This is a genomic window from Laceyella sediminis, assembly GCF_003003125.1.
Lineage (GTDB): Bacteria > Bacillota > Bacilli > Thermoactinomycetales > Thermoactinomycetaceae > Laceyella > Laceyella tengchongensis.
Genome location: NZ_PVTZ01000008.1, coordinates 74,976 through 88,880, shown reverse-complemented (window position 1 = coordinate 88,880; position 13,905 = coordinate 74,976). Strand labels below are relative to the sequence as shown.

Below are 13,905 nucleotides of genomic sequence, written 5' to 3'. Positions count from 1 at the left end.
GCGCAATCAGTGGCGCAACCCTCCCCTCCCCAAGTACTGATCACTTTGATTTGGGAGGTAAGGCATCGATGGATAAAAAGCAAATTGCAGATATTTACTCCCTTTCACCCATGCAGGAAGCCATGTTGTTCCATTCCATCCACGACGAAGGAAACGCTTATTTCGAGCAAATGGCGCTAACCATCGAGGGTAGCCTGGATATCGACAAGTTTGCGGAGAGCGTGCAGTGGATTGTGGACAAATATGAAGTGTTCCGGACGATTTTCAGTTACAAGAAATTAGCCAAGCCGCGGCAAGTGGTTTTACGGCGACGCAAAGCGACATTGGATTACCATGACATCAGCCAACTGCCCACGGAAGAGAAAGAAGCATTTCTTAGCGAATATAAGCGCAAAGATCGCGAAAAAGGGTTTGACTTGTCACGGGATATGCTGGTGCGGTTTGCCATAGTGAAAACGGAGGCTAACCGCTACGAATTTATCTTCAGCCACCATCACATCCTGATGGACGGTTGGTGCTTGGGCATCGTGCTCGATGAGTTGTTTGACATTTATGGGCAACTGCTGGCGAGCAATAAGCCAGTGCTGACAAAAACGACCCCTTACAGTGAGTACATCCGCTGGTTGGACAAACAAGATCATGATGAAGCGAAGGCGTACTGGAAGACGTATCTGGAAGGATACACGCAGATGAGTGAGATTCCGCGCCAAGGCTATCACACGAGCGGAGATGAGTTCCAGCCGGAAGAAATCGTCTGCACATTGGATCAAACGGTGGTAAAACGCTTGACCAAATTGGCGCAACAACATCACCTCACCTTGAACAACCTGTTCCAATGCATCTGGGGTGTCCTGTTGCAACGGATGAATCACACGGATGATGTAGTGTTTGGGGCGGTTGTGTCAGGCCGCAACAAAAACATTCGCAATATCGAAAACATTGTTGGCTTGTTCATCAACACGATTCCCGTTCGCGTGCGCACCAAAGAGGGTGCTTCGTTCATCGAGTTGGCGCAAAGGGCCAAACAATCGACGATCGCATCCGAAGAGTACGATTACTTGTCCTTGGCGGATATCCAAGCCAACAGCGCGTTGAACAACCATTTGTTTGATCATCTGTTCGTGTTTGAAAACTATCCCTTCGATGCTGACGCCATGGATGAGAGTATGGCCAAAATGGGTTTCAAAGTGGTCGGTTCTGAGGCGTATGAACAAACCAACTACCAGTTTAACGTGTTGGTCATTCCTTATGATGAGGATCGGATTGAAGTCAGATTTTCATTTAACCGGGCGATGTTCGATCCAGTGTTTGTGCAAAATCTGACCCGCAACTTTCGCTATGTGATCGAGCAAGTATTGGCAAATCCACAGGTGCCGGTAGCCGAGATCAGTGTGATCTCCGAAGAAGAGAAGCAACAAGTGCTGACAGCATTCAACCAAACAGACGCCAACTATCCGACAGCGCAAACCATTCATCAACGTTTTGCTGAACAAGTGGCACGGACGCCGGACAACATCGCAGTGGTGTTTGAAGAAGAACGGCTTACTTACCGCGAGTTGGAAGACCGCGCCAACCAATTGGCCGTCATGCTGCGCGAGCGCGGAGTAAAACGGGATCAAGTCGTAGGCTTGATGGTGGAACGTTCCATCGAAATGATCGTCGGCATGCTGGCGATATTGAAAGCGGGCGGCGCATACATGCCAATCGACCCGCTGTATCCGCAAGACCGCATCACCTACATGCTGGCAGACAGCGGCACGAACCTGTTGCTGACGCGGAAAGGGCTAGAAGTGCCGGGCTCTTACACCGGCGAAATCGTTTATTTCGACGAGATCGTTTGGCAAGAGGGAGTAGAAGCGCCAGCTTCGGTGAATGAGCCGCAGGATATGTGCTACATCATCTATACCTCCGGTTCGACGGGCAATCCCAAAGGGGTGATGGTGGAGCACCGCAATGTGATTCGCTTGCTGTTTAACGACCGCAACCTGTTCGATTTCTCCGAGGCCGATGTGTGGACGATGTTCCACTCCTTCAGCTTCGACTTCTCGGTGTGGGAGATGTACGGGGCCCTCTTGTACGGCGGAAAGTTGGTCGTGGTGCCGGCGTTGGTGGCCAAAGACACCAAAGCGTTTTTGGATCTCCTGAAGCGGGAGCGGGTAACCGTCTTGAACCAAACGCCAACCGCGTTCTACCAATTGTCCAATGTGGAGATGATGGGGCCGAAATCGGACGAAATGTCGGTGCGAATGGTGATCTTCGGCGGGGAAGCCTTGGCACCGAGCATGTTGAAACCGTGGCGAGAGCGGTATCCGCAAACGAAATTGATCAACATGTACGGAATCACGGAAACGACCGTGCACGTGACTTATAAAGAGATCACGGAACGGGAAATCGAGTCCAATGTGAGCAACATTGGGGTGCCAATCCCGACATTGAAAGTGTATGTGTTGGATGAACAGATGAATCCGGTGCCCATCGGGGTTGCAGGAGAGATGTATGTCAGCGGGGCAGGTGTGACGCGGGGGTACCTGAACCGGCCGGAGTTGACAGCGGAGCGTTTCATCGAGGACCCGTTTAACCCAGGGGCGCGGATGTACAAATCGGGGGACTTGGCGCGTTGGCTGTCTGACGGCACGTTGGAATACTTGGGTCGGATCGACCATCAAGTGAAAATCAGAGGACATCGGATCGAGCTGGGAGAGATTGAGACGAAGCTACTGGAACATCCAGCGATCACCGAGTGCGTGGTGATGGCGCGGACCGACGAATCAGGTGCCGCTTATCTCGCTGCGTATGTCGTGGCGAGTCAGGCGTGGACGGCGGCTGAGCTACGTCAACATCTGGGAGTGACGTTGCCGGAGTACATGGTGCCTTCATATTTCGTAGAGTTGGACAAATTCCCGCTCACGTCAAACGGCAAGGTGAACCGCAAGGCGTTGCCGGTGCCGGAGAAAGTGTCTACGGCCAATTATGTTCCTCCGACCAACCGAATTGAAGAAGCGTTGGTTGGCATTTATCAAGAAGTCTTGGGTGTGGAGCGAGTTGGTATCGAAGATCATTTCTTCGAGTTGGGCGGCCATTCGATCAAAGCCATGATGCTGACTTCGCGCATCCTGAAAGAGTTGGACGCGGATGTTCCGTTGCGGGAAGTGTTTGCCCGAGATACGGTCAAAGAGTTGGCCGCTTATATCAAAAAAGCGAAAAGCACCTCGTTTGCGGCGATTGAGAAAGCGGATGAGATGGAGTATTACCCCGTGTCTTCGGCGCAAAAGCGCTTGTATGTGGTAGAGCAACTGGAAGAAGGCGGCATTGGGTACAACATTCCGATGACCTTGGAACTCACCGGGAAGCTCAATCGGGAGAAATTGGAACACGCGGTAAGACAATTGGCCGCACGCCACGAATCGTTCCGCACCTCTTTCCACATGCGGGATGGCGAATTGATGCAAAAAATCCATTCGGATGTCACGTTGCAAGTGGATTGGGTGACGGCGGAAGATGAATCAGAAGTGCAAGCGTTGATTGATGCGCGCATTCGCCCATTTGATCTGAGCCAGGCGCCATTGTGCCGCATCGCGGTGATTCAGGTCGAGGAAGAGCGCCACATCATGTTGATGGATATGCACCACATCATTTCCGATGGCGTCTCTACTGAAATTCTCTATCGCGAACTGGTTCACTTGTACCATGACAAAACATTGCCGGTGCAAAAGATCCAATACAAAGATTATGCAGTGTGGCAACAGTCGCTCCTGCAATCAGAAGAGTGGAACAAGCAAGAAGCGTTCTGGTTGCAAGAATTCCAGGATTCCGTGCCGACCTTGGAGTTGAAGACGGACTTCCCGCGGCCTGCGGTACAACAGCTGACCGGAAAGCTGCTCACCTTTGCGGCCGATCCGGACCTCAAGGAAAAATTGCAGTCCTTCGTGGCTGAAGAAAAAAGCACACTGTATATCGTGTTGCTGTCAGTCTACAATGTGTTGCTGGCAAAGTACACAGGCCAAGAAGATATCGTGGTGGGCGCTCCGATCACGGGCCGTTCTCATGCCGATCTGGAATCAGTTGTCGGGATGTTTGTCAACATGTTGGCCCTGCGCAATTTTCCAAAACAAGACCAATCCTTCACCGAGTTTGCAGCTGATGTAAAAAAGCGGGTGCTGACTGCCTTTGAACACGGTGATTATCCATTTGAAGAATTGGTTGAAAAATTGCAAGAGCAACGAGATTTGAGCCGTCATCCGATCTTTGACACGACCTTCACGATCCAAAGCTTTGAAGCGGCTCAAAGCCAAGATGACACCCTCCGGTTCGAGGCGTATGAGACGGATTGGAATACCGCTAAATTCGATATGAGCTGGACATTTGACGAAACCGATTGGAGCCTTTCCGTCGAATACGCAACCCATCTGTTTAAGCCGGAAACGATTAAACGCATGGTTGGCCATTATTTCCATTTGCTCAAACAAATCATTGACAATAAGACGGTGAAATTGTCTGAGTTGGAGTTGGTGACCGAAGAAGAAAAACAACAATTGCTGGTCGAGTTCAACGCAACGGAAGGAGCAGATCCGACCGAGCAGCATGTTGTTGCGTTGTTTGAAGAACAGGCGCAACGGAACCCTGATCATCCCGCAGTGGTGCATCAAGGTCAGTCAGTTACTTACCGCGAGCTGAATGACCGGGCCAATCAATTGGCGCGCCGTTTGCGTCAACAGGGTGTGGGCAAAGAACAGATTGTTGCTCTCATGTTCCAACCCTCGGTTGAGATGCTGGTGGGGATTTGGGGCGTGTTGAAAGCAGGCGCAGCATATTTGCCGATCGACCCCAATTATCCGGCTGAGCGCGTCCGGTATATGCTCGATGACAGCCGCACGAACTTATTGCTCACGCATTGTTCGGTTCAATTGCAAGTGGAATGGGACGGGGATGTATGGCTGATCGATGACACCTCTTTCCGTCAAGGAGAGACAACCAACCTGGGCACTCAGACAAAAGCGGACGATCTGGCTTATGTGATCTACACGTCGGGGTCCACAGGTCAGCCCAAAGGGGTGATGGTGGAGCATCGGGCACTGATGAACTTGTGCCTGTGGCATGTGGAGCGCTTCAACCTGACGGCGGACGACCGCAGCGCCAAATACGCGGGCTTCGGATTTGACGCTTCTGTGTGGGAGATTTTCCCGACGCTGGTGGCGGGCGCAACACTGTATATGGTGGAAGAAGATGTTCGTTACGACGTAGTTGCATTAAATGCGTTTTTCCAAGAGCAGGGCATCACGATCAGCTTCTTGCCGACTCAATTTGCTGAGCAGTTCATGAAATTGCCCAATCAAACGCTCAAAACCTTGTTGATCGGTGGTGATCGCGCTCAACACATCGTTCCGCAATCGTATGAAGTGGTCAATAACTACGGCCCCACTGAAAACGCTGTTGTTGCCACCAGCGGCCGGATTGATGAAAACGCCGATGTGATCACGATCGGAAAACCGATCACCAACAATCGTGTGTACATCTTAAATGAACACCATCAGTTGCAACCGATCGGTGTGCCTGGGGAACTCTGCTTGAGCGGTCAAAGTTTGGCTAGAGGTTATCTGCACCGCCCTGATCTGACTCAGGAACGGTTTGTGGACAATCCGTTTGAGCCGGGACAAAAAATGTACAAGACAGGGGATTTGGTGCGGTGGTTGCCGGACGGTACCATTGAATTTTTGGGGCGGATCGATGATCAAGTCAAAATTCGCGGCTTCCGCATCGAGATCGGGGAAATCACCAGCCGTCTGATGGCGCATTCTGCAGTGAAAGAAGCGGTAGTAGTGGCTCACACGGATGAGCAGGAGACGGCGCTTTGTGCCTATGTCGTAACCGACGGCGAATGGACATACGCAGACATGAGACAGCACCTTGCTCAGACCTTGCCGGATTACATGATTCCTGCGCACTTGGTGACCCTGCCGGCCCTGCCGATGACAGCCAACGGCAAAGTGGATAAGAAAGCTTTGCCCAAGCCAGATCGTACAGCGGGCTCCGACCGGGAGTATGTGGCGCCGCAGACGGATCTGGAGCGCGAGCTGGCCTTGATGTGGCAAGAGGTCTTGAATGTAGACCGTGTGAGTGTTCTTGACCACTTCTTTGAATTGGGCGGCCATTCGCTGAAGGCCATGGCCTTGGTGTCGCAAATTCAAAAGAAATGCGATGTGCACCTGTCTCTGCGCGATATTTTCAGCCATCCGACGGTGAAAGAGTTGGCGGCTTTGATCGAGCAGGCGGATACCCGCAAATATGCTGAGATCAACCCGGTTGAGAAGCGCGATTATTATCCTGTCTCCTCGGCACAGAAACGAATTTATGTCACGCAACAGTTGGAAGAAGGCGGAATCAGTTACAACATGCCGATGGTGTTGCGCGTGGAAGGGCAGCTTGATCCGGCTCGCTTGACAGAAGCTGGCACCCGGTTGATCGCCCGCCATGAGTCCTTGCGCACATCGTTTGGTTTTGTGAACGGAGAATTGGTGCAATGGATTCATCCACACGTGGACTTTGCCGTGACTCAGCAGAAAATCACCGATGAATCAGAACTGGATACCCTCCTCTCCTCTTTGATCCAGCCGTTTGATTTGGCGAAAGCGCCATTGTTCCGGATGGCATTGGTCGAAGTGGAAGAAGATTTGCAGTACCTGGTTATAGACATGCACCACATTATTTCGGACGGCGTCTCTGTGAACCTGATGCTTAAAGAACTGTCCAGCTTCTATGATGGGGCTGACTTGCCTCCGCTCCGCATTCACTATAAAGATTTCGCGGTGTGGCAAAATGGGCACAGAGAAACAGAGCAATGGCAAGCGAAAGAAGCGTATTGGCTGAAAGAGATGGGCGGGGAACTGCCGATGCTGGAATTGCCGACAGACAAACCGCGTCCGCCGGTGCAACAGTTCGACGGAGATTACTTCACCATGCCAATTGACACCGCGTTGATGCAAAAGTTGGATCGTTTCTTGATCGAGAACAATGTGACTTTGCATATGGCGTTGATGGCAACCTATCATGTGCTTCTGTCCAAATACGCAGGACAAGAAGATATCATCGTCGGTTTCCCGGTGGCCGGCCGCGACCATCCCGACTTGGAGCAAATGGTGGGCATGTTTGTCAACACCTTGGCGATCCGCACCCAGCCGCAGCCGGAAAAAACGTTTTCCGCCTTTTTGGCCGATGTGAAGGAACGCATGCTCAAAGCGCTGGAAAATGGCGATTATCCGTTTGAAGAATTGGTCGATCAACTGGACGCACACCGCGACTTGAGCCGCCATCCGCTGTTTGACACGATGTTTGCCGTGCAAAACATGGAGATGTCTGACATGCGGTTGTCTGGTCTCCCACTGACGCCTTATGAATGGGAATGGAATAAAATCAAATTCGACTTGAGCTGGACGGTGGAGAAAGATGATGCCACACAGTTGACCATCGGCTACAGCACGCATTTGTTCGAGCACGCGACGATCGCTCGCATGGCTGGCCACTTTGTCCGCCTGTTGGAGCAAATCGTGGAGAACCCGGATTGCCGTCTGGCCGATTTGCAACTGGTGACAGCAGAAGAACAGGAACAACTGCTGGTCGCATTTAATGACTCTGAAGTGGAGTTCCCGGCAGATCAAACCATTCACTCCCTGTGGGCGGAGCAAGTAGCTCGCACCCCAGACAAGCCGGCGGTGGTATTTGGCCAAGAACAACTCACTTACCGGGAATTGGACATCCGCTCCAATCAGTTGGCAAGATTGTTGCGCGGCAAAGGTGCCGAACGTAACCAGATCATCGCCTTGATGATGCCTCCTTCCTTAGAAATGATCGTCGGCATGCTGGGCGTTCTCAAAGCCGGTGCAGCTTATCTTCCGGTCGATCCCCATTACCCGCAACACCGGATTGAGCATATGCTGTCTGACAGCGAAGCCGCCTTGTTGCTCACATTGGGTGAACCGACTGTACCTGAAGCTTATGCAGGAGAAACCATCCGTGTTGAAGAGATCCCGTGGACCGAACTCGATGGCGATGCGGTGGATAATGGCAACGATTCAAGTGATCTCGCCTATATGATCTATACCTCGGGTTCAACCGGAAAACCGAAAGGGGTCATGATTGAACACCGTTCCGTCTGCAACTTGCAGTTGGTGGCCCATGCGCTTGACATCACGGAAGATAGCCGCGTCCTGCAATTCGCTTCCTTCAGCTTTGACGCGTCTGTATGGGAAATCTTCCCGTCCTTGCTCCATGGTGCAACGGTGGTGATGGAGGAGAAAGAGAAACTCTTCTACGACTTCGCCGGTTGGTTAAGAGCCCAAGAGATCACAACCATGACCTTGCCGCCCACGGTGCTGAAGTCATTGTCGCCAGAAAACTTGCCGGCCTTGCGCACCGTCGTAACCGCGGGAGAAGCTTGTCCACAAGATTTGATCAAAGTTTGGAGTAAAGACTTTACCTTCATCAATGCTTACGGCCCGACGGAAACCACGGTTTGCGCCACATTGGCTAAGCTTTCACCGCAGATGAGCAAACCGCCGATCGGAAAGCCGATTGCGAACCAAAAAGTCTATATCGTCAATGAACACAACCATCTCCAACCGATCGGTGTGCCTGGAGAGTTGTGCGTCAGCGGAGCCGGTCTGGCACGAGGTTACTGGAACCGTCCGGATCTCACCGCAGAAAAATTCGTCGACAATCCGTTTGTACCGGGTGAGAAGATGTACCGAACCGGCGATTTGGCAAGATGGCTGCCAGATGGCAACATCGAGTATCTCGGACGGATCGACGAACAAGTGAAAGTGCGCGGCTTCCGGATTGAGACCGGGGAAATTGAAGCGAAGTTGCTGGAGCATCCCGCCGTCAACGAAGCGGTCGTGATCACGCGGGAGATGAACGGAGAAATGGTGCTGTGCGGGTATGTCATTGCCCAAAGTACAGTGGGTGACGCAGACTTGCGCGCGCATTTGGCGACGGAGTTGCCTGACTATATGATCCCGTCATATCTCACTCAGTTGGATCAGTTCCCGCTCACGCCCAATGGCAAAGTGGACAAAAAAGCTTTGCCGGAGCCAGAGGGCGCTCAAACAGGTGACACCTACGAGGCCCCGGCAACCGAAGTAGAGAAACGATTGTCCCAGATATATGAAGAAGTGCTCAACGTGGAGCCTGTCGGCGCGCTGGACCATTTCTTCAAGTTGGGCGGTAACTCGCTCAAAGCGATGCTGTTGACAGCGCGAATTCATCAAGAATTGGGTGTGCAAATCTCCTTGCGCGAGGTATTCTCTCGCCCCGTCCTGCGCGATCTAGCGCACTTGATCGGCCAAGCGGAACAAACGGGCTTCGAGGAGATCCGCCCCGTGGAAGAACGCGACTACTATCCGGTTTCTTCGGCACAAAGACGCTTGTACGTCACTCAGCAATTTGAAAATGTGCATGTCGGCTACAATATGCCGCTCATCTCGGAGATCAAAGGAAATCTGTCCATCGCGCACCTGGAGAGCGCATTCGCCCAGCTAGTTCAGCGGCACGAATCCCTCCGTACTTCGTTCCACTTCCATGATGGGGAATTGGTGCAAAAGATCGCTCCGACCGTACCTTGCCAGATTGAGCGATTACATGCCACCCACCTGGAGGAAGCGAAGCGCATGGCCGAGTCGTGCATCCGGCCGTTTGACCTGAGTCAAGCCCCGCTGGCGCGCATGACATTGATTTCGTTGGCTGAGGATCATCACATCTTGGTGTTTGACATGCATCACATTATTTCTGACGGCATGTCGATGGATATCTTGATGCATGATTTGATGAGCTTGTACCAACAAAAACCGTTGTCAGCGCTCAAGGTTCAGTACAAAGATTACGCCGTATGGCAAGAGCGCTATATGCAAACGGAGCAGTGGAAGCAAGATGAGGCTTATTGGGTGAACCAATTCTCCGGTGCTCTGCCGGTGTTGGAATTGCCCACCGACTATCCGCGTCCAAACGTGATGCGCTTTGATGGAAACCAAGTGGGCTTCCAACTGGATGCTGCGTTAACCAGCCAGGTGAAGCAATTCGCGTTTGAGCGGCAAGTCACGTTGCACATGGTTTTGATGGCCGCTTATCAGTTGCTCTTGTCCAAGTACTCAGGGCAGGACGACCTGATTGTGGGTTCCCCTGTTGCGGGACGGCCGCATCCGGATCTGCAATCGGTAGTGGGGATGTTTGTCAATACCCTTGCTATCCGCAACCGCCTGCAACCGGAGCAAACGGTTGAGTCTTTGATCGACGCCGTCAAACAGCAGGTGTTAGAAGCATACGAGCATGCGGAATATCCCTTGGAAGAGCTGTTGGAACGGTTGGATGTGCAGCGCGATCTCAGTCGTCAGCCATTGTTTGATACCCTGCTCACCGTGCAGAACATCGACATGGGCGAGCTGGAGTTGCCCGGCCTTCGCATCGAGCCCGTCGATATGGATTGGAAAGCAGCTAAGTTTGATATGAACTGGGTGTTTGTCGAAGCAGATCAGTTAGAATTGACGGTAGAATACAGCACCCACCTCTTCAAACAAGAAACGATCGAGCGAATGGTTCGCCATTTTACTCATCTGTTGGCACAAGTGGTAAATCAACCGTCTGCGCGGTTGGCCGACCTAGAGCTGTGCACGGAAGAGGAGAAACGGCAAATCTTGTTCGACTTTAACCAAACGCAAGCGGAATTCCCCCGCGAAGCGACTGTGCATCAACTGTTTGAACAACAAGTGGCCCAAACGCCTGAGCGCATCTGCTTGGAGTGGGAGAACCGCACCATGACGTATGCGGAAGTAAACAGACGGGCAAACCAATGGGCTCGCGTATTGCGCGCCAACGGCTTGCAACCCAACCAACGGGTGGGGGTTATCGCCGATCGCTCCTTCAATCAGATTATCGCCCTGCTGTCCATTCTCAAGGCAGGCGGCGCGTATGTTCCGATTGATCCCACCTATCCCGTGGAGCGCATCCAATATATGTTGTCTGACAGTGATGTGCGGCTCTTGTTGATGCAACCTGATTTGAGTGTGCCGCAAGGATATGATGGAGACGTGATTTTCATCAACCAATCCTTGGGCTTGGATGAAGAGGATACCAACTTGACCAACGTGAACACGGCGGATGATTTGGCTTACATCATCTATACGTCTGGTTCTACCGGTAAGCCGAAAGGAACGCTGACCATTCACCGCAACATCGTCAGAACGATTGTCAATAACGGATATATTGAAGTTGGGGAAGAGGACACCTTGATGCAACTCTCCAACTACGCTTTTGACGGGTCAACCTTTGACATTTACAACGCTTTGTTAAACGGAGCGAAGTTGATTCTGGTGCCAAAAGAGTTGCTTATGTCGCTGGAAGATCTGACAAAACTCATCCGGGAGCGGGAGGTTACCATCAGCTTCATGACCACGGCTCTCTTCAACACCTTGGTCGAGTTTGATCTCTCCTGCTTTGACAAGATGAAGAAGATTGTCTTTGGCGGTGAAAAAGCATCGCTGGCCCATGTGAAAAAAGCGGTTGCCTATCTGGGCGACGGTCGGTTGATCAATGGTTACGGCCCCACAGAAACCACGGTTTTTGCTACGACGCACGCCATCACGCAAGAGGTAGCGACGACGAACCGGGTGCCGATCGGCAAACCGTTGAACAACACCACCGTGTATGTGCTGAACGAGCGGAACCAATTGCAACCAATCGGGGTTCCGGGAGAACTTTGCGTCGCTGGAGACGGTGTGGCTCTAGGGTACTTAAACAATCAGAAACTTACTGAGGAACGGTTTGTACCCAATCCGTTTAAAGAAGGAGATCGGATGTACCGCACCGGAGACTTGGTTCGGTGGTTGCCGGATGGCAGCATTGATTATATCGACCGGATTGACCAGCAAGTGAAGATTCGCGGACACCGCATCGAATTGGGAGAGATTGAGAGCAAGTTGCTTGAACATCCCGGCGTCAAAGAAGCGGTTGTGCTGGCGCTGGAAGAAGAATCCGGCCAAAACCCATCCTTCCTGTGCGCGTATGTCGTTTGCGAAGAGCAGGAAGAAGCGGCTGACCTGCACCGTCACTTGGAGCAGTCGTTGCCCGATTACATGGTTCCATCGCATTACATCCAACTTGATGAGTTGCCGCTGACATCAAACGGCAAATTGGATAAGCGCGCGCTGCCTCGCCCGGAAGCGAACGCTGATGCAGGTGTGGAATATGTGGCTCCGACAACCGCCACAGAGAAGTTGCTGGCCGAAATATGGCAAGATGTCCTCAAGCGTGAGCGTGTTGGCATCCATGACAATTTCTTCACCTTGGGCGGGGATTCAATCAAGGCTATTCAGATTGCTGCCCGCGCCAGCCAACAGCAATATCGCTTGCAGATCAGTGATTTGCTCAAGCATCCGACGATTGCGTCTTTGGCTCCATATGTGTCAGTCAAGGGCGAAAACATGGAAAATCATGTGGTGGAAGGGCCAGTACCCGTCACACCGGTGCAACAATGGATCTTCGGTTTGTCCGACGTTCCGGAACATTGGAACATGGCTGTGGTGTTGCACCGTCCGGAATGCTGGGATGCGGATGCCTTGCGCAAAGTATGGAGAAAGCTCGTTCAACACCATGATGCATTGCGCATGAGTTATTCCTTCCAAGATGGACAGTGGACGCAATTCAACCGAGGTTATGATGAGCAAGAGGCAGATGCTTATTTCACTGTGGAAGAGTTCAACCTGATGGACGAATCAGAGGAAGTGGATGTTGCCACAGTGATTGAGCGGGAGGCCAATCGCATGCACGAAAGCTTGTCGCTCACCGATGGGCCACTCGTCCGGTGCGGGGTGTTCTACACCCATGACGGTGACTATCTGCTGATCATCATTCACCACTTGGTGGTTGATGCGGTCTCCTGGCGCATCCTGTCGGAAGACTTATACTCTGCTTATGAGCAGGTGTTGCAAGAAAAAGAGATTAGGCTACCCGATAAAACCACCTCCTTTAAAACATGGAGCGAATCGTTGCGCGACTATGCCAACAGTGACGCCTTCATGCAAGCCGAATGGCCGTATTGGCAACAGGTGGTGGCACAGGAAGTGGCCCCGCTGCCTGTCGATATGGAAAGTGACGGCAAATATCTGATTCGGGATGTAGGCGTTGCGGAGATCACCTTCTCCAAGGAAGAAACCAAGGCGCTGTTGACAGAGGTGCATGATGCTTATCAGACGGAGATCAATGACATCTTGTTGACCGCGTTGTCACTGACAGTCAAAGAATGGACGGGTGAGCCCGTGGCCGTTCACATGGAAGGGCACGGTCGGGAAGAGATTGCTGAACACGTGGATGTGACTCGCACGGTCGGTTGGTTCACTTCCATCTATCCCGTGGTATTCGATCTGACCGCGTTGGATGTCGCTAAAGCTATCCAAGAAGTGAAAGCGACGATTCGGTCCGTACCTAACAGAGGGATCGGCTATAGCTTGTTGCGGTATATGCTTGAACCGAGCAAGAGAGAAGCGCTTTCCTTTGTCCTGAAGCCGGAGATCAACTTCAACTATCAAGGGCAATTTGTGCAGGATGTAGAGGCGGGAGAAACAGAGTTGATGTCCGTTTCTGTCGGACAAGGGGTTAGTCCGCTCAACCAATGGCCGTTTAAGCTGGATTTCAACGGGTTGGTTGAAGAGGGTCAATTGCTGATTTCGGTTCGTTATCCCAAAACGGTGTATCATCACAGCACCGTGGAAGGTCTGGTGCAACGTTATCAGGAGCATTTGCGCAACATCATCGCGCATTGCCTGAAGAAACGTGCGGAACAGAAAGGACAACGAGTATAAGGTAGTGCGGCGATTGCCTTGGCAATCGCCGCTTTTTTTATGCAAAGGTGTTGGAATTGGGTGT

The 13,905-nt window shown here is 52.0% G+C and carries 1 protein-coding gene; it reads left to right on the top strand.

Going from position 1 to position 13,905, the window contains the following annotated elements:
- Positions 1-68: 68 nt before the first annotated feature.
- Positions 69-13,841: a non-ribosomal peptide synthetase gene (locus tag CLV36_RS10695; RefSeq protein ID WP_181352984.1), complete on the top strand. Its 13,773-nt coding sequence runs from the start codon at positions 69-71 to the stop codon at positions 13,839-13,841.
- Positions 13,842-13,905: the final 64 nt, after the last annotated feature.